A 17619-nucleotide genomic window follows, 5' to 3' on the forward strand; every position below is an offset into this window, starting at 1 on the left:
GTCGCCTCGTCCGGCGCCAGCCCGTCCTGCCGGCGTACCAGCCAGTGCGCGGCGGCCTGTTCGGCATCCGGCGCGCGGTCGGTGGGCGGGGGCGGGGACACGGTCATGCGGGGAAATTCTCTGTTCTGGATGGAGACGCTCGAGCGGCCTCGAAGTGGAGGTCGGCGCGGCGACGCGCTATCGATTGTGGTCGCTGGTCCCGGTGCCGAAAGAGTCCTCACAGGCCTTGCAGGCCAGCACGCCGCGGATCACGTGCTGCGCCACCATGTTCTTCGAGATGCCCATGCGCTCGGCTACTTCCTGGTGCGACAGGCCCTCGAAGCGGTTCAGCACGAAGGCCTCGCGGCAGCGCGGCGGCAGGGCCTCGATCGCCGCGAGGATGGCCTGGGCATGCTGGGCCGACGCGTAGGCCTCCTCGGGCTGCGCATGCCGGGGCGCGATGGCGCGGTCGGCATCGGCCAGCGCATCGATGTCCTCGTGGTCGCGCAGCACGGCGCGGCGGTGCCGGTCGATCACCAGGTTGCGCGCCGTGCGGTAGAGCAGCGCGCGCACGTTGGAGATCGCCTCGCCCGACTGCCGCAGCGCGAGCACGCGCGCATAGCTCTCCTGCGCCAGGTCGGCCGCGGCATCGCGGTCGTTCACCGTGCGGGAAAGGAAGTTCAGCAGTTCGCGGTAGTAGCGCTCGAGCACGATCGACCCATGCCATGGAAGGAAGCGTTCCGTCGACAGGCTGGCGTGGGATGTGGCGGCGGCTGACCTTGCGCGCATCGTGGATGGGAACTCTTCTCATTATCGACGAAGCCCCGCGCCGCGGGCCCTCAGCACCGGTTGTCATCGGCGGGTTGCTTTTCGTTGATAACCTTTTCGGGCTCAAGGTCTTTGCCGGCCAAAAATCGAAAGCCCCTGCAAAATAGAACGACCGTTCGTTTTTGTCTGGAACCCCACGATGTCCGTCAATGCCGTTTCCGCCAAGCCGGCCCGCGCCGCCCAGAAGGGCCAGCAGACCAAGGCCGTGATCGTCGACGCCGCATTGGCGCTCGCCGCGCAGATCGGGCTCGAGGGCCTGTCGATCGGCGCCGTGGCCGAGATCACCAAGATGAGCAAGTCGGGCGTGTTCGCCCATTTCGGCTCGCGCGAGGAGCTGCAGATCTCGGTGGTGCGCGAGTATCACGCGCGCTTCGAGCAGGAAGTGTTCTTCCCCGCCATCGAGGCCGATCGCGGCCTGCCGCGGCTGCGCGCGATGTTCGCCAACTGGATGAAGCGCACCTCGACCGAGATCGACTCGGGCTGCATCTACATCAGCGGCGCTTCCGAATTCGACGACCGCCCGGGCCCGGTGCGCGATGCGCTGGTGGAGTCGGTCTCGATCTGGCAGGCCGCCGTGCTGCGCGCGATCGTGCAGTCGAAGGAGGAGGGCCATCTCAACGCCGACGCCGACGAGCGCCAGGTCGCGTTCGAGATCCACGGCCTGATCCTCGCGCTGCACTACGAGGCCCGCTTCCTGCGCGTGCCCGGCTCCATCGGCCGCGCCAATACCGGCTTCGACAACATCCTCGGCCGCTATGCGGCGGCCGGGACGCCCGCGCCGACCGCGACCGCCGCCGCGCCCTCGCGCGTGCGCCGCCTCAAGACCGTGCGCTGAGCGCGCGGCACCTTTTTCCTTTTCCCTTTCATCATCTTTCAGTTCGACCAGGAGAGTTCCGGATGCCCAGCTACAACCCACCCGTGCGCGACATGCAGTTCGTGCTGCACGAAGTGCTCAACGTCGCCGAGGAACTCAAGGCACTGCCCGCGCATGCCGAGACCGACGCCGACACCATCAACGCGGTGATCGAGGAGGCCGGCAAGTTCGCGGCCGAGGTCACCTTCCCGCTCAACATCAGCGGCGACGAGGAAGGCTGCGTGCTCGACAAGGCCACGCACGAGGTGAAGACGCCCAAGGGCTTCAAGGAGGCCTATGCCAAGTACGTCGAGGGCGGCTGGCCCGCGCTGTCGTGCGACCCGGCCTTCGGCGGCCAGGGCCTGCCCTTCGTGGTCAACCAGTGCCTGTTCGAGATGCTCAACAGCGCGAACCAGGCCTGGACCATGTACCCGGGCCTCTCGCACGGCGCCTACGAGGCGCTGGTGGCGCACGGCACCGACGAGCAGAAGAAGACCTACCTGCCCAAGCTGGTGAGCGGCGAATGGACCGGCACCATGTGCCTGACCGAACCCCACTGCGGCACCGACCTCGGCCTGCTGCGCACCAAGGCCGAACCGCAGCCCGACGGCAGCTACCGCATCACCGGCAACAAGATCTTCATCTCGGCCGGCGAGCACGACATGGCCGGCAACATCATCCACCTGGTGCTGGCCCGCCTGCCCGACGCGCCCAAGGGCAGCAAGGGCATCAGCCTGTTCGTGGTGCCGAAGTTCAAGGTCAAGGCCGATGGTTCGCTCGGCGAGCGCAACCCGATCTTCTGCTCCGGCCTCGAGCACAAGATGGGCATCCACGGCAACGCCACCGCGCAGATCGTGATCGAGGGCGCCACCGGTTCGCTGGTGGGCGAGCCCAACAAGGGCCTGGCCGCGATGTTCGTGATGATGAACGCCGCGCGCCTGGGCGTGGGCAACCAGTCGCTGGGCCTGACCGAGGTGGCGTTCCAGAACGCGCTGGCCTATGCCAAGGACCGCCTGCAGATGCGCTCGCTGTCGGGCGTGAAGGCCAAGGACAAGGAAGCCGACCCGATCATCGTGCACCCCGACGTGCGCAAGATGCTGCTGACCGCCAAGGCCTATGCCGAGGGCGGCCGCGCGCTGCAGGTGTTCTGCACCCTGCTGCTCGACAAGGAGCACCACCATCCCGACGAGAAGGTGCGCAAGGACAGCGGCGAACTGGTCGCGCTGCTCACGCCGATCGTGAAGGCCTTCATCACTGACAACGGCCACATCGCGACCAACGCCTGCATGCAGGTCTTCGGCGGCCATGGCTTCATCAAGGAATGGGGCATGGAGCAGTACGTGCGCGACAACCGCATCAACATGATCTACGAAGGCACGAACACCGTGCAGTCGCTCGACTTGCTGGGCCGCAAGGTGCTGGGCAACAACGGCGCCTCGCTGAAGAAGTTCGGCAAGCTGGTCGCGAAGTTGGTGGAAGAAGAGGGCGTGAACGAGAAGATGGCCGAGTTCATCAATCCGATCGCGGGCCTGGGCGACCAGCTCACCAAGTTCACGACCGAGATCGGCTTCAAGGGCTTCCAGAACCCCGACGAAGTCGGCGCCGCCGCGGTGGACTACCTGCGCGTGGCCGGCCACTTCGTGTTCGGCTACCTGTTCGCCCGCATGGCGCAGGTCGCGCTGCGCGAGATCGCGGCCGGCAACACCGATCCGTTCTACGTCGCCAAGCTGCAGACCGCGCGCTTCTACTTCGCCAAGCTGTTCCCCGAGACCGCGACGCTGATGCGCACGGCCCGTGCCGGCAGCAAGGTGCTGATGGACACCGACGCCGCGCTGGCCTGAGTCCGCGCTTCCCCTCTTCGACCACTTCCCGGAGCCGACCATGAAAGCAACGCTTGCAGCCCTCGTCCTCGTCGCGACCTCGGTCACGGCCCTGGCCCAGACCACCCCGGTGGGCCTGTGGCGCAACGTCGACGACAAGACCGGCGAGGCCAAGGCCGAGATCCGCATCGGCGAGGCCGGCGGCGCGCTGCTGGGCCGCATCGAGAAGTCGTTGAAGAAGGATGGCAAGCCCGACGCGGTCTGCGACGAATGCTCGGACGACCGCAAGGGCCAGCCGATCGCCGGCCTGGAGATCATCCGCGGCGGCAAGAAGGCCGACGGCAAGGACGTCTGGGAGGGCGGGAAGATCCTCGACCCCGAGAACGGCAAGGAATACCGCGCGAGCTTCACGCCGATCGACGGCGGCAAGAAGCTGGAAGTGCGCGGCTACCTCGGCCCCTTCTGGCGCACCCAAACCTGGAACCGCGTTCCTTGACCCACCCCCGTTGCTTGCTCACTTCGTGTAGCCGCCTCCCCCCTCAAGGGGGCAACACCAGTGGCCCGGCAAAGCCGGTTCCACGGTGTTCCCCGAATAAGTCAGAACCCCAAAAAGCTCTGTTATGTCCAGATTTCAAGTGAAGAAGGTCGCCGTGCTTGGCGCCGGCGTGATGGGCGCGCAGATCGCAGCCCACCTCGTCAACGTGCGCGTGCCGGTGGTGCTGTTCGACCTGGCGGCCAAGGAAGGCCCGAAGAACGGCATCGTCACGCGCGCCATCGACAACCTCAAGAAGCTCAAGCCCGCGCCGCTGGGCGACGTGGCCGATGCGGGCCTGATCGAACAGGCCAACTACGACGACAACCTCGACCTGCTCGGCGAGTGCGACCTGGTGATCGAGGCGATCGCCGAGCGCATGGACTGGAAGCTCGATCTCTACAAGAAGATCGCGCCGCACGTCGCCAAGCACGCGATCCTGGCCTCGAACACCTCGGGCCTGTCGATCACCAAGCTCAGCGAGGCATTGCCCGAAGCACTGAAGCCGCGCTTCTGCGGCATCCACTTCTTCAATCCGCCGCGCTACATGTTCCTGGTGGAGCTGATCAACACGCCCACCACGCAACCGCAGGTGCTCGACGACCTCGAGGCCTTCGTCATCAGCACGCTCGGCAAGGGCGTGGTGCGCGCGCACGACACGCCCAACTTCATCGCCAACCGCGTCGGCATCGCCGGCATGCTGGCCACGCTGAAGGAAGTCGAGAAGTTCGGCCTCACGCCCGACGTGGTGGACGACCTCACGGGCAAGAAGCTGGGCCGCGCGAGCTCGGGCACCTTCCGCACCGCCGACGTGGTGGGCCTGGACACCATGGCCCACGTGGTGAAGACGCTGCAGGACAACCTTACTGCCGAGACCGATCCCTTCTACGCCAACTTCGCGACGCCGCCGGTGCTCGCCAAGCTGCTGGAACTGAAGAACCTGGGCCAGAAGACCAAGGCCGGTTTCTTCAAGAAGGTGGGCCGCGACATCCTGCGCTTCGACCTCCAGAGCGGCGACTACGTGCCTGCCGGTGCCAAGGCCGACGAGGTCTACGGCCGCATGCTCAAGAAACCCGCGGGCGAGCGCCTGAAGCTGCTGCGCGAGAGCGAAGGACCGCAGGGCCAGTTCCTCTGGGCGATCCTGCGCGACGGCTTCCATTACGCGGCCGTGCACCTGGGCGACATCGCCGAGAGCGCGCGCGACATCGACTTCGCGATGCGCTGGGGCTTCGGCATGAAGCAGGGCCCGTTCGAGCTCTGGCAGGAAGCCGGCTGGGCGCAGGTCGCGAAGTGGGTGCAGGAAGACATCGACGCCGGCAAGGCGCTGAGCAGCGCGCCGCTGCCGAAGTGGGTGTTCGAAGGCCCGGTGGCCGAGGCCGGCGGCGTGCACACGCCCGAAGGTTCGTGGAGCGCTTCGCGGAACAAGTTCGTGCCGCAGCGCAAGCTGCCGGTGCACGACCGCCAGCTGTTCCCCGAGAGCGTGCTCGGCGCGAACGCGGCCGATGCCAACACGGCCGGCACCACGATCAGCGACGAAGGCGACGTGCGCGTGTGGACGCTCGACGGCGAGGTGCTGATCGCGAGCATCCATTCGAAGATGCACGCCATCAGCCCCGACGTGGCCGAGGCGCTCGGCGCCGCGGTCGAACTCGCCGAGGCCGAATACAAGGGCCTGGTGATCTGGTCGCCCGACGAGATGTTCTCGGTCGGCGCCGACCTGCAGGCGATGCTGCCGGCCTTCGTGGTCGCGGGCATCGGCGCGGTCGAGGGCGCGGAGGAAGAGCTGCAGAACGTGATGCTCAAGATCCGCTATGCCAACGTGCCGGTGGTCTCGGCCGTGCGCGGCCTGGCGCTGGGCGGTGGCTGCGAACTCGCCGTGTACTCGTCGAAGCGCGTGGCGGCGATGGAAAGCTACATCGGCCTGGTCGAGGTCGGCGTGGGCCTGATCCCCGGCGCCGGCGGCCTGACCTACATCGCGCGCCGCGCGGCCGAGAACGCCTCGGCCTCGACCGGCACCGACCTGCTGCCCTTCCTCACCGAAGGCTTCACCGCCGCGGCGATGGCCAAGGTGGGCACGGGCGCGCTCGATTCGAGGAAGCTCGGCTACCTGCTCGACAGCGATGTGATCGTGCCGAACAAGGACGAGCTGCTCTACGTGGCGCTGCAGCAGGCCAAGGCCATGGCCGACGCCGGCTATCGCCCGCCGCTGCGCCGCAGCTTCCGCGTGGCGGGCCGCAGCGGCGCCGCGACGATCAAGGGCCAGCTCGTGAACATGCGCGACGGCGGCTTCATCAGCGCGCACGACTTCCACATCGCGAGCCTGATCGCGAACGTGGTCACCGGCGGCGACGTGGACGCGGGCTCGCTCGTGACCGAGGAATACCTGATGGCGCTGGAACGCAAGGCGTTCTGCTCGCTCATCGTGCACCCCAAGACGCAGGAGCGGATCATGGGGATGCTCAGCACCGGCAAGCCGGTGCGCAACTGAGGACGGATTTCATGAGCAAGCAAGTACAAGACGCCTACATCGTCGCGGCCACCCGCACCCCCATCGGCAAGTCGCACCGCGGCTACTTCCGCAACCACCGTCCCGACGACCTGCTCGCGACCACGCTGAAGGCCGCGCTGGCTGCAGTGCCCGGTCTCGATCCGAAGGCCATCGAGGACATCATCTGCGGCTGCGCCATCCCCGAGGCGCAGCAGGGCCTGAACGTCGCGCGCATCGGCGCGGTGCTCGCGGGCCTGCCGACCAGCGTCGGCGGCATCACGGTCAACCGCTTCTGCGCCTCGGGCCTGTCGGCGGTGCAGATGGCGGCCGACCGCATCCGCGTCGGCGAGGCCGACGTGATGATCGCGGCCGGCGTCGAGAGCATGAGCATGGTGCCGATGATGGGCAACTCGCCCTCGTTGTCGCCCTCCATCTTCGAGCGCGACGGTGACGTGGGCATCGCCTACGGCATGGGCCTGACGGCCGAGAAGGTCGCGCAGCAGTGGAGGGTGAGCCGCCAGGCCCAGGACGAATTCGCGCTGGCCTCGCACCAGAAGGCGCTGGCCGCGCAGAAGGCCGGCAAGTTCGCGGACGAGATCACGCCGATCGAGGTGACCGACCGCGCGCCCGATCTCGAGAGCGGCGAAGCGATCGCGACCACGCGCACCGTGAACCTCGACGAAGGCGCGCGCCCCGACACCTCGATCGAAGGCCTCGCCAAGCTGCGCACCGTGTTCGCCGCGCGCGGCACGGTCACGGCCGGCAACAGCTCGCAGACCTCCGACGGCGCGGGCGCGCTGATCCTGGCGAGCGAGAAGGCGGTCAAGCAGTTCGGCCTGACGCCGCTGGCGCGCTTCGTGAGCTTCGCGAGCAAGGGCGTGCCGCCGCACATCATGGGCATCGGCCCGATCGAGGCGATCCCCGCGGCGCTGCGCTATGCCGGCCTGAGCCAGCAGGACATCGACTGGATCGAGCTCAACGAGGCCTTCGCGGCCCAGTCGCTCGCGGTCATCGACACCCTGGGGCTCGACCCGTCGAAGGTCAACCCGATGGGCGGCGCGATCGCGCTGGGCCATCCGCTGGGCGCGACCGGCGCGATCCGCTCGGCCACGGTGGTGCACGCACTGCAGCGCGAGAAGCTCAAGTACGGCATGGTCACGATGTGCGTGGGCATGGGGCAGGGCGCCGCCGGCATCTTCGAGCGCGTCTGATCGATCACGCGCCAGGCAACGCGACGAGTGCCGGTGCAACCAGGAGACAGGACAGTGATGGAACAGACGCAGCAGCAGCTTCCGGTCGACGGTGGCGCGCAGCAACTGGCGGTGCGCCGCTACGAACCCGCGGGCGCGCCGCGCGCCAGCATCGTGATCGGCGGCGCCATGGGCGTGCGCCAGTCCTTCTACGAGGCCTTCGCGCGCTGGCTCGCGGGCCAGGGGCTGCGCGTCTGGACCTTCGACTACCGCGGCTCGGGCGACTCGCGTGGCGCCGCCTCGCTGCGCGGTTTCGAGGCCGACCTGTTCGACTGGGCGCGCGACTACGAGGCGGTCATCGACGCGGCCAAGGCCGCGCTGCCCGCGCAGCCGCTCTACCTGCTGGGCCACAGCCTCGGCGCGCAGCTGCCGGGCTTCCTGCAGCGCCCCGAGCAGGTCGACGGCCTGGTGAGCATCGCGGCCGGCAGCGGCTACTGGCGCGAGAACGCGCCGCGGCTCAAGCGCAGCATCCTCTACTTCTGGTTCGTGCTGGTGCCGCTGGTCACGCGGCTGTGCGGCTACTTCCCGGGCCGCAAGCTCAGGAAGGTCGGTGACCTGCCGCGCGGCGTGATCCTGCAATGGCGGCGCTGGTGCCTGAACCCGCGCTACAGCGTGGGCGCCGAGGGCGAGCTGGCGCAGAAGAGCTACAGCCGCGTGCGCTTCCCGGTGCTCGCGCTGTCGATGACCGACGACGAGCTGATGACGCTGGCCGGCACGCACAGCCTGGTGAGCTTCTACGACCAGGCGCCGCGCGCCATCGAACGCATCGCGCCGGCCGACGTGCAGGCGCGGCGCATCGGCCACTTCGGCTTCTTCCGCGAGCAGTTCAGCCAGAGCCTGTGGCCCGCCACGGTCGACAAGCTGCATCGCCTGGGCGCGCTGACATCGCCGGCCGCGGGCGTCCCGCACACGACTGCCTGAGGCCGCGCGCCGGAGCACACTGCGGCCATGAGCACGAGCACTCCCCATCCCTTCGACAAGGCCATCGCACTGCAGCACAGCGACCTGCGCGCGGGCCATTTCACGGGCACCACCAGCCCCGACTACTGGAACATGGTCGGTCCCTTCGGCGGCACCACCGCGGCGGTCGCGCTGCAGTCGGTGCTGCAGCATCCGGACCTGCTGGGCACGCCGATCGCACTGACCGTGAACTACGCGGCCGCGCTCGAGGCCGGTGCCTTCGACGTGCAGGCGACCGCGGTGCGCACCAACCGCTCGACCCAGCACTGGACCGTGCAGATCACGCAGCCCGGCGCGGACGGCGCGCCGAACATGACGACCACCGCCACCGTGGTGACGGCCGCGCGGCGCGAGACCTGGAGCCAGAGCGACCTCGCCATGCCCGAGGTGCCGAAGCCCGAGGCGGTCGAGCCGATCCGCATCGGCCCGGCCGGCGTGGCCTGGGTACAGCAGTACGAGATGCGCCCGTTCAGCGGCGGCATCCCCGCGCAGTGGGACGGCAGCCTGCAGCACAGCGAGACCCGCATCTGGGTGCGCGACGCGCAGGCGCGGCCGCTCGACCTGCCCTCGCTCGCGGCGATGAGCGACGTGTTCTATCCGCGCATCTGGTTGCGCCGCGCCAAGCACGTGCCGGCCGGCACGGTGTCGATCACCACCTACTTCCACGCCGACGCGGCGCAACTGGCCGAGGTCGGCACCGGCTTCCTGCTCGGGCAGGCGACGGGCCAGCAGTTCTTCAACGGCTTCTTCGACCAGACCGCGCAGCTGTGGAGCGAGGCCGGCGTGCTGCTCGCGACCTCGAACCAGATCGTCTACTACAAGGAATAGCCTCCGGTTCCGCAAGGCCCGCGGCCGCCCGGAGAGAATCCAGCCCACCCAGGAGACAACGCCGCATGACGAAGACCGTCGAGTTCTATTTCGATTTCGGCAGCCCCGCCGCCTACCTCGCCGCGACCCAGCTGCCCCACGTGTGCGCCGACACCGGTGCCGAGCTGGTCTGGAAACCGATGCTGCTGGGCGGCGTGTTCCAGGCCACGGGCAACCACTCGCCGGCCGAGATCGCGCCCAAGGGCCCGTACATGACGATCGACCTGCAGCGCTTCGCCAAGCGCTACGGCGTGCCCTTCGTGCACAACCCGCACTTCCCGATCAACACGCTGCTGCTGATGCGCGGTGCCACCGCGATCCAGCTGCAGCAGCCGGGGCGCTTCGATGCCTACGTCGACGCGATCTACCACGCGATGTGGGTCGAGCCGCGCAACCTCAACGATCCGGCCGAGGTGGGCGCGGTGCTGCAGGCGGCGGGCTTCGATCCCGCGGCGCTGCTCGCGGCCGCGGGCCAGCAGGAGGTCAAGGACCGCCTGAAGGCCGTCACGCAGGAGGCCGTGGCGCGCGGCGTGTTCGGCGCGCCCACCATGTTCGTGGGCAGCGACATGTTCTGGGGCCAGGATCGGCTCGACTTCGTGCGCGAGGCGCTGGCCGCCTGATCCCTTTCCTCTTCCTTCTTTCCACAGGACACCAGCCATGAGCGACATCCTCGTCCACGCCGAAGCCGGCGTGATGACCATCACCTTCAACCGCGTCGACAAGAAGAACTCGATCACCAGCGCGATGTACGCCGAGCTGGCCGATGCGCTGGCCAAGGCCGAGGGCGACGCGGCCGTGCGCTGCGTGCTGATCCAGGGCGACCCGACCATCTTCAGCGCCGGCAACGACATCGGCGACTTCCTCAATGCGCCGCCCGCGGGCAAGGACTCGCCGGTGTTCCGCTTCCTGCGCGGCATCGCGACCTTCCCGAAGCCGATCGTCGCGGCGGTCTGCGGCCCGGCGGTGGGCATCGGCACCACGATGCTGTTCCATTGCGACCTGGTCTATGCGGGCGACAACGCGGCCTTCTCGATGCCCTTCGTCAACCTCGGCCTGTGCCCCGAGGCGGCCTCCAGCCTGCTGGTGCCGCAGATGCTCGGCTACCACCGCGCGGCCGAGGCGCTGCTGCTGGGCGAACCCTTCATGGCCGAGGCCGCGCTCGAGGTCGGTCTGGTCAACCGCGTGGTGCCGCCGACCGAGGCCAATGCCATCGCCCAGACCCAGGCGCGCAAGCTCGCGGCCAAGCCGCTGAGCGCGCTGGTCGAGACCAAGCGGCTGCTCAAGAAGGCGCAGCTGCCCGCGGTCATCGAGCGCATGGACGAGGAGGGCGCGAGCTTCGGCCGCATGCTGCGCGAGCCCGCGGCGCGCGAGGCCTTCGGTGCCTTCATGGAGAAGCGCAAGCCGGATTTCTCCAAGCTCTGAGCACGGCGCGGGTCCGTACCTACAACCTGCGTTCTACGGGCTTTCCACAAGCCGCCGAGGCCCCTTCGGCGGGGTCGCACGCGTACACTGGTCCGCGTGCCAGTCCTCCAGTTACACACGCCAGCAGCCCGCACCCAGCGGTCGTTCGATGCTACTGAAAAGGTAGCAATTCGGCTGACGCGCAGGCGGGCGCTGGGCCTGCTCGGCGCCACCCTGGCGGCGCCTTCGCTGGTGCTCGCGCGCGTGCGGCCGCTGCGCATCGGCGTGCTCGGTCCCTGGTCGGGTGCCTACGTGGGCGGCGGGCGGCAGTTCGATGCCGGCATGGCGGTCTGGCTGGCCGCGCACAACCAGCAGATCGCGGGCCGCCCGGTCGAGCTGCTGCGGCGCGACGTGCCCGTGAGCGCGCCCGACATGGCGCGCCGGCTCGCGCTCGACCTGGTGGAGAACGAGCGCGTCGACCTGCTGACCGGCCTGCACTTCAGCTCCAACGCCTATGCCGTGGCGGCCGTCGCCACGCAGGCCAAGGTGCCCACGGTGATCATGAACGCGGCCTCCTCGGGCATCACCGCGCGCTCGCCTTACACGGTGCGCGTGTCCTTCACCATCGCGCAGGTCACGCTGCCGCTGGCGCGCTGGGCGCTCAAGGAGGGGCTGCGCGAGGTCTGCACCGTGACGGCCGACTACGCCTCGGGCGTCGATGCCGAGACCGCCTTCGTCTCGGGCATCACGGCCGGCGGCGGCAACGTCGGTGCCATGCTGCGCGTGCCGCTGGCCACGCAGGACTACACGGCCTACATGCTGCGGCTGCGCGAGCTCAAGCCGCAGGCGGTGTTCTTCTTCCTGCCCTCGGGCCAGATGCCGGCGGGCTTCCTGCGCGCCTGGCGCGACCGCGGCATGGCCGACACCGGCATCCGGCTGCTGTCGACCGGCGAGGCCACCGACGACCACTACCTGCAGAACATCGGCGAGCTGGCCGAGGGGCTGGTCACCAGCCACCACTACTCGTACGCGCACGAGTCGCCTGAGAACCGCCGCTTCGCCGCGGCCTTCGAGACCGAGTACGGCTCGCACCTGCGGCCCGGCTATTTCGCGGTGGCCGCGCACGATGCCTTCGCGGCGCTCGACCTCGCGATGGCCTCGCCGCTGATGCGCGGCGGCGGCAGCCCCGAGAAACTGATCGACGCCTTCCGCGGCCTCAAGCTCGAGAGCCCGCGCGGCCCGATCGAGATCGACGCCTACACGCGCGACATCGTGCAGACGGTCTACATCCGCCGCACCGAGCGCCGCGACGGGCGCTGGATCAACCGGGAGTTCGAGCGCTTCGAGAAGGTGCGCGATCCGGCGCTGTGAGGCTGCCCGGGCCGATCAGGCGGCCGGCTGCTCGATCGCCCGCGGCCGCCCGCTGTCGTCGATCGCCACGTAGGTGAAGGTGGCCTGCGTCACCTTGATGTACTCGCCCTGGGCGCGGAAGCGCTCGGCGAAGACCTCCACGGTCACGGTGATCGAGGTGCGGCCGATGCGCACCAGCTTCGAATAGAAGGACAGGATGTCGCCGATGCGCACCGGCTGCTTGAAGATGAATTCGTTGACCGCCACCGTCGCCTGGCGCCCCTTGGCGTAGCGCGCCGGGATCACCGAGCCGGCCAGGTCGCACTGCGCCATGACCCAGCCGCCGAAGATGTCGCCGTTGGCATTGCAGTCCGCCGGCATCGGGATCACCTTGAGCACCAGCTCCATGTCGGTGGGCAGGCTCTTCAGGGTGGCGGCGGCGTCGGCACTGGGGGAATCGGACATGGGCAACAATCAGGGCAGAAAAACGACCACGATTGTCCCTCATGCGCCGCGCCGGCGAAGCTGTTCCCACCCCCACCTCCTCCCCACCGCATGCCGGCGGCCACGCACCCGCGCGCGCCGACCGCTCCGACTGGGCCACGCTGCGGCGCCTCTTTCCCTACCTCTGGGACTACAAATGGCGCGTGCTGTTCGCGCTGGGCTTCATGGTGGCGGCCAAGGTGGCCAACGTCGGCGTGCCGCTGCTGCTGAAGAACCTGGTCGACACCATGACGCCCAAGCCCGACATGGCGCAGGCGCTGCTGGTGGTGCCGATCGCGCTGCTGGTGGCCTACGGGCTGCTGCGCTTCAGCACGTCGCTGTTCAACGAGCTGCGCGAGCTGATCTTCGCCAAGGCCACCGAGGGCGCCGCGCGCCGCATCGCGCTCGAGGTGTTCGGCCACCTGCATTCGCTGAGCCTGCGCTTCCACCTCGAGCGCCAGACCGGCGGCATGACGCGCGACATCGAGCGCGGCACGCGCGGCGTGCATTCGCTGATCTCGATGTCGCTCTACAGCATCGTGCCGACCATCATCGAGCTGGTGCTGGTGCTCGCCATCCTCGGCGTGAAGTTCGATGCGCTGTTCGTCTGGATCACGCTGGCGGCGCTGGTGCTCTACATCGGCTTCACGGTCACCGTGACCGAGTGGCGCACCCAGTTCCGCAAGACCATGAACGAGCTCGACTCGCTGGCGCAGAGCCGGGCGGTCGATTCGCTGTTGAACTACGAGACCGTCAAGTACTTCAACAACGAGGCCTTCGAGGCGAAGCGCTACGACGCCAGCCTCGACCGCTACCGCAAGGCCGCGATCACCAGCCAGCGCACGCTGAGCATGCTCAACGCGGGCCAGCAGGCGCTGATCGCGGTCAGCCTGGTGCTGATGCTGTGGCGCGCCACCTCGGGCGTGGTCGAGGGCCGCATGACCCTGGGCGACCTGGTGATGGTCAACGCCTTCATGATCCAGCTCTACATCCCGCTCAACTTCCTGGGCGTGATCTACCGCGAGATCAAGCAGAGCCTGACCGACCTCGACAAGATGTTCGTGCTGATGGAGAAGGAGCGCGAGGTGCGCGACGCGCCCGACGCGAAGCCGCTGGCCGGTGCCGACGCCACGGTGCGCTTCGAGGACGTGAGCTTCGCCTACGAGGCTGCGCGGCCGATCCTCAAGCACGTGAGCTTCGAGATCCCCGCGGGCAAGACGGTGGCGGTGGTGGGCCCCTCGGGTTCGGGCAAGTCCACGCTCGCGCGGCTGCTCTACCGCTTCTACGACGTGCAGCAGGGCCGCATCACCATCGGCGGCGAGGACATCCGCGCGGTGCAGCAGGCCAGCGTGCGTCGCGCGATCGGCATCGTGCCGCAGGACACGGTGCTGTTCAACGACACGGTCGAATACAACATCGCCTACGGCCGCCCGGGCGCCACGCGCGCGGAGGTCGAGGAAGCGGCCCGCGCGGCGCGCATCCATGACTTCATCGCCGCCACCCCGCAGGGCTACGCGACCACGGTGGGCGAGCGCGGCCTGAAGCTGTCGGGCGGCGAGAAGCAGCGCGTGGCGATCGCGCGCACGCTGCTGAAGAACCCGCCGATCGTGATCTTCGACGAGGCCACTTCGGCGCTCGACTCGGCCAACGAACGCGCGATCCAGGCCGAGCTCAAGAGCGCGGCGCAGGACAAGACCACGCTGGTGATCGCGCACCGCCTGTCGACCGTGGTCGACGCGCACGAGATCCTGGTGCTCGAGGCCGGCGTGATCGTCGAGCGCGGCACCCATGGCGAGCTGCTCGCGAAGCAGGGCCGCTATGCGCAGATGTGGGCTTTGCAGAAGAGCGAGGCGGCGCCCTTGCTCTAGCCCGATCATTCTTTTTTTGACGATTCCAGGAGTTCAGACGTGTCGACCAAGATTCCCCTGCTGGTGCTCAACAGCCTCTCGAGCGCCCACCAGGCCCAGATTGCCGAGGTCTACGACGTGGTCTATGCGCCGGGCGACGAAGCCCGCGCGGCCGCGATCGCCGCGCGCGGCCATGAATTCCGCGCGGTGCTGACCATCGGCGTGATCGGCATCACGCCGGCCGAGATCGAGGCCATGCCCCAGGTCGAGCTGATCTGCTGCCTGGGCGCGGGCTTCGAGGGCGTGCCGCTCGAGGTGACCCGCGCGCGCGGCATCGTCACCGCCAACGGCGCCGGCACCAACGACGACTGCGTGGCCGACCATGCCTTCGGCCTGCTGATCGCCATCGTGCGCGGCTTCCGCACCCTCGACCGCCAGTGCCGCGAAGGCGTGTGGCGCGAGGCGATCCCGCAGCCGCCGAACGTGTCGGGCAAGAAGCTCGGCATCCTCGGCCTGGGCACCATCGGCCAGAAGATCGCCAAGCGCGCGGCGGGCTTCGACATGGAGATCGGCTATCACAACCGCTCGCCGCGCGAGGGCGTGTCGCACCGCTACTTCGGCGACCTGAAGTCGCTGGCCGCCTGGGCCGACGTGCTGATGCTGGCCGCGCCCGGCGGCGCCGCCACGCGCCACCTGGTGAATGCCGAGGTGCTCGACGCGATCGGCCCCCGGGGCTACCTGGTGAACATCGGCCGCGGCAGCGTGGTCGACACCGAGGCGCTGGCCGCGGCGCTGCGCGAGAACCGCATCGCGGGCGCGGCGCTCGACGTCTACGAGAGCGAGCCGAAGCCGCCGCAACAGCTGATCGGCCTCGACAACGTGCTGCTGACGCCGCACCTGGCGGGCTGGTCGCCCGAGGCGACGCAGAAGTCAGTGGACCATTTCATCGCGAATGCCGAGGGGCACTTCGCGGGACGCGGCGTGCTCACGCCGGTCTGAGCGAACTCAGCCCAGCACGGGCGGCTTGCGGTCGCCCCACCCGCAGGCCTCGTCGTACGCATGCCCGAGCCGCAGCACCTCGAGGTCCGCATGGATCGGCCCCGCGAGCTGCAGCCCCATCGGCAGGCCCGCCTCGCCGAAGCCCGCGCGCACGTTGAGCGTGGGCAGCCCCGCCAGCGTGAACGGCGTGACGATCTCCATCCAGCGGTGGTAGGTGTCGCTCGGCACGCCGGCCACCTGCGCGGGCCAATGCAGCTCGGCGTCGAAGGGGAAGACCTGCGCGGTCGGCGCCAGCACGAAGTCGAAGCGCTCGAACAGCGACAGGAAGGCGCGGTAGACGTTCGAGCGCCACACCGAGGCCTGGAACAGCGAGGCGGCATCGAGGTGCCGGCTCTGCTCGATCTCCCAGCGCGCCTCGGGCTTGAGCTGCTCGACCAGCGCGGGCGTGTTCATGTAGGCACCGAGCTTGCCGCCCACCAGCAACTGGCGCAGCCGCAGCCAGGCGCTCCAGTTGTGGGCGCGCGGCACGTCGAGGGTGCAGGGCTCGACCTCGCAGCCCAGCGCGCGGAAGGTGGCGAGCGCGCTCTCGCCGAGCGCGAGCACGCCGGGCTCGAGCGGCAGGTCGCTCCAGATGCTGCCGAGCCAGCCGATGCGCAGGCCGCGCACCTCGCCCTCGATCCGCAAGGCGTCGGGTGCGGGCAGGGCGTGCGGCGAGGACAGCGGCACGCGGCCGTCGAAGCCGGCCTGCACCGAGAGCAGCCGCGCGGTGTCCTCCACCGTGCGCGCCATCGGGCCTTCGCAACCGAGCTGCTGGAAGAACAGCTCCTCGTCGGGATCGCCGGGCACGCGCCCCCGCGAGGGCCGCATGCCGATCACGTTGTTGAAGGCCGCCGGGTTGCGCAGCGAACCCATCATGTCGCTGCCGTCGGCCACGGGCAGCATCTGCAGCGCGAGCGCCACCGCGGCGCCGCCGCTGCTGCCGCCGGCCGCGCGCTCGAGGTTCCAGGCGTTGCGCGTGGTGCCGAACACCGTGTTGTAGGTGTGCGAGCCCAGGCCGAACTCGGGCGTGTTGCTGCGCCCGACGAAGATCGCGCCGGCGCGGCGCAGCCGCTCGACCATGATCGCGTCGTGCGGCGTGAGCTGATTCGCGAACAGCGGGCTGCCCATCGTGGTGGGGATGCCCGCGGTGGCGACGAAATCCTTGGGCGCCATCGGAAAACCGTGCAGCCGGCCCACTGGCTCGCCGCGCGCCAGCCGCGCGTCGCAGGCATCGGCCTCGCGCAGCATCGCTTCGGGCGGCTGCAGCGACACCAGCGCGTTGACCTTCGGGTTGAGGCTGTCGATGCGCGCCAGGCAGGCCTGCATCAGTTCGCGGCACGAGAACTCGCGGCGCTTCAGCGCGGCGGCGAGCGCGCGGGCGCTCGGCAAGGTGGACGGAAAGGACGACATATGGCGATCGACGATAGCGATCGCGCCGCGAAGCGGGTATCAAGAATTGGCAAACCTGGACTGCCGCGGACCCCGGGATTCCCCTGGGGTCGCCCGGTCGGCCCTTCAGTGGTGCATCAGCGCGGCGCCACGCAGCGTCTGCGAGGGCAGTTCGCCGAACTGGCGCCGGTAGTCGGTCGCGAACTGGCTCAGGTGCCAGAAGCCCCAGTGGGCCGCGACGTCCTGCACCGAGCCGGCACCGAGGCGCTTGAGTTCGCGCCGCACGCCGTTGAGGCGCAGCGCCCGGAGGTAGCGCGCCGGGCTCAGGCCCAGCGTTTTCTGGAAGCAGTAGTTGAGCTTGCGCTGGCTCGCGCCGATGCGACTGCAGACCTCGAGCATCGACAGCGGCTCGTCGGGCCGCGCCATCATCAGCTCGCAGGCGCGGCGCACCACGCGGCGCTGCGCCTCGGTGGAACGCAGTTCGCGCAGGTCCACGTCCTCGGGCAGCGCCTCGAGCCAGGCCAGCAGCACGTC

16 protein-coding genes are annotated in these 17619 nt (G+C 69.2%); 12 read left to right on the forward strand and 4 right to left on the reverse strand.

Going from position 1 to position 17619, the window contains the following annotated elements:
* Positions 1–177: 177 nt before the first annotated feature.
* Positions 178–690 carry a sigma-70 family RNA polymerase sigma factor gene (locus AC27VN_RS11600; protein ID WP_490876642.1) on the reverse strand — a complete coding sequence of 171 codons (513 nt, stop codon included), beginning with the start codon at positions 688–690 and terminating at the stop codon, positions 178–180.
* Between the two features lie 256 nt (positions 691–946).
* Here AC27VN_RS11600 and AC27VN_RS11605 point away from each other — a divergent pair, with 256 nt between their 5' ends.
* The 10 genes from AC27VN_RS11605 to AC27VN_RS11650 all read left to right on the forward strand — a co-directional run bounded on the left by AC27VN_RS11605 (position 947) and on the right by AC27VN_RS11650 (position 12349).
* Positions 947–1642 carry a TetR/AcrR family transcriptional regulator gene (locus AC27VN_RS11605; protein ID WP_093354015.1) on the forward strand — a complete coding sequence of 232 codons (696 nt, stop codon included), beginning with the start codon at positions 947–949 and terminating at the stop codon, positions 1640–1642.
* Between the two features lie 62 nt (positions 1643–1704).
* Complete coding sequence (locus AC27VN_RS11610; protein ID WP_208509317.1) at positions 1705–3501, forward strand: acyl-CoA dehydrogenase C-terminal domain-containing protein; 1797 nt, start codon at positions 1705–1707, stop codon at positions 3499–3501.
* Positions 3502–3541: 40 nt separating this feature from the next.
* Positions 3542–3976, forward strand: a complete 435-nt coding sequence (locus tag AC27VN_RS11615) for a DUF2147 domain-containing protein (protein WP_490876633.1) — start codon at positions 3542–3544, stop codon at positions 3974–3976.
* A 124-nt stretch (positions 3977–4100) separates the two neighbouring features.
* A complete protein-coding gene (locus AC27VN_RS11620; RefSeq protein ID WP_490876634.1) occupies positions 4101–6500 on the forward strand; it encodes a 3-hydroxyacyl-CoA dehydrogenase/enoyl-CoA hydratase family protein in 2400 nt (799 codons plus the stop codon).
* Positions 6501–6511: 11 nt separating this feature from the next.
* The gene (locus AC27VN_RS11625) at positions 6512–7711 is read left to right on the forward strand and encodes an acetyl-CoA C-acyltransferase (protein ID WP_490876635.1); all 1200 of its coding nucleotides are present in this window, start codon (positions 6512–6514) and stop codon (positions 7709–7711) included.
* A 57-nt stretch (positions 7712–7768) separates the two neighbouring features.
* A complete protein-coding gene (locus tag AC27VN_RS11630; protein ID WP_296729126.1) occupies positions 7769–8671 on the forward strand; it encodes an alpha/beta hydrolase family protein in 903 nt (300 codons plus the stop codon).
* A 27-nt stretch (positions 8672–8698) separates the two neighbouring features.
* A complete protein-coding gene (locus AC27VN_RS11635) occupies positions 8699–9538 on the forward strand; it encodes an acyl-CoA thioesterase (RefSeq protein WP_490876636.1) in 840 nt (279 codons plus the stop codon).
* Between the two features lie 65 nt (positions 9539–9603).
* Positions 9604–10197, forward strand: coding sequence for a 2-hydroxychromene-2-carboxylate isomerase (locus AC27VN_RS11640; protein WP_490876637.1), 594 nt, complete (start codon positions 9604–9606; stop codon positions 10195–10197).
* 37 nt (positions 10198–10234) lie between these two features.
* On the forward strand, positions 10235–10999 hold the full coding sequence (locus tag AC27VN_RS11645) for an enoyl-CoA hydratase (RefSeq protein WP_208509310.1): 765 nt from the start codon (positions 10235–10237) through the stop codon (positions 10997–10999).
* Between the two features lie 243 nt (positions 11000–11242).
* Entirely contained in the window at positions 11243–12349 is a 1107-nt protein-coding gene (locus tag AC27VN_RS11650; RefSeq protein WP_398497115.1) for an ABC transporter substrate-binding protein, read from the forward strand.
* Positions 12350–12364: 15 nt separating this feature from the next.
* Here AC27VN_RS11650 and AC27VN_RS11655 read toward each other — a convergent pair whose 3' ends face one another.
* Entirely contained in the window at positions 12365–12793 is a 429-nt protein-coding gene (locus tag AC27VN_RS11655; RefSeq protein WP_057590974.1) for an acyl-CoA thioesterase, read from the reverse strand.
* 41 nt (positions 12794–12834) lie between these two features.
* On the opposite strand from AC27VN_RS11655, the gene AC27VN_RS11660 reads away from it, so the two are divergent.
* Together AC27VN_RS11660 and AC27VN_RS11665 are read left to right on the forward strand one after the other, a co-directional pair.
* On the forward strand, positions 12835–14679 hold the full coding sequence (locus AC27VN_RS11660) for an ABCB family ABC transporter ATP-binding protein/permease (protein WP_490876638.1): 1845 nt from the start codon (positions 12835–12837) through the stop codon (positions 14677–14679).
* A 39-nt stretch (positions 14680–14718) separates the two neighbouring features.
* Positions 14719–15657, forward strand: coding sequence for a 2-hydroxyacid dehydrogenase (locus tag AC27VN_RS11665; protein WP_490876639.1), 939 nt, complete (start codon positions 14719–14721; stop codon positions 15655–15657).
* Between the two features lie 6 nt (positions 15658–15663).
* Here the strand turns inward: AC27VN_RS11665 and AC27VN_RS11670 are convergent, their stop codons facing one another.
* Together AC27VN_RS11670 and AC27VN_RS11675 are read right to left on the reverse strand one after the other, a co-directional pair.
* Positions 15664–17085, reverse strand: a complete 1422-nt coding sequence (locus AC27VN_RS11670) for an amidase (protein ID WP_490876640.1) — start codon at positions 17083–17085, stop codon at positions 15664–15666.
* Between the two features lie 126 nt (positions 17086–17211).
* A partial coding sequence (locus tag AC27VN_RS11675; RefSeq protein WP_490876641.1) for a helix-turn-helix domain-containing protein occupies positions 17212–17619 on the reverse strand: 408 nt, incomplete at its 5' end.

The sequence above is a fragment of the Variovorax sp. 20P10.2.4 genome (genome assembly GCF_058244205.1).

What these genes read in the sequence shown, in the direction of transcription:
- AC27VN_RS11605 (WP_093354015.1), top strand. Translation starts at nt 947, where the DNA reads ATGTCCGTCAATGCCGTTTCCGCCAAGCCGGCCCGCGCCGCCCAGAAG.
- AC27VN_RS11610 (WP_208509317.1), top strand. Translation starts at nt 1,705, where the DNA reads ATGCCCAGCTACAACCCACCCGTGCGCGACATGCAGTTCGTGCTGCAC.
- AC27VN_RS11615 (WP_490876633.1), top strand. Translation starts at nt 3,542, where the DNA reads ATGAAAGCAACGCTTGCAGCCCTCGTCCTCGTCGCGACCTCGGTCACG.
- AC27VN_RS11620 (WP_490876634.1), top strand. Translation starts at nt 4,101, where the DNA reads ATGTCCAGATTTCAAGTGAAGAAGGTCGCCGTGCTTGGCGCCGGCGTG.
- AC27VN_RS11625 (WP_490876635.1), top strand. Translation starts at nt 6,512, where the DNA reads ATGAGCAAGCAAGTACAAGACGCCTACATCGTCGCGGCCACCCGCACC.
- AC27VN_RS11630 (WP_296729126.1), top strand. Translation starts at nt 7,769, where the DNA reads ATGGAACAGACGCAGCAGCAGCTTCCGGTCGACGGTGGCGCGCAGCAA.
- AC27VN_RS11635 (WP_490876636.1), top strand. Translation starts at nt 8,699, where the DNA reads ATGAGCACGAGCACTCCCCATCCCTTCGACAAGGCCATCGCACTGCAG.
- AC27VN_RS11640 (WP_490876637.1), top strand. Translation starts at nt 9,604, where the DNA reads ATGACGAAGACCGTCGAGTTCTATTTCGATTTCGGCAGCCCCGCCGCC.
- AC27VN_RS11645 (WP_208509310.1), top strand. Translation starts at nt 10,235, where the DNA reads ATGAGCGACATCCTCGTCCACGCCGAAGCCGGCGTGATGACCATCACC.
- AC27VN_RS11655 (WP_057590974.1), bottom strand. Translation starts at nt 12,793, where the DNA reads ATGTCCGATTCCCCCAGTGCCGACGCCGCCGCCACCCTGAAGAGCCTG.
- AC27VN_RS11660 (WP_490876638.1), top strand. Translation starts at nt 12,835, where the DNA reads ATGCGCCGCGCCGGCGAAGCTGTTCCCACCCCCACCTCCTCCCCACCG.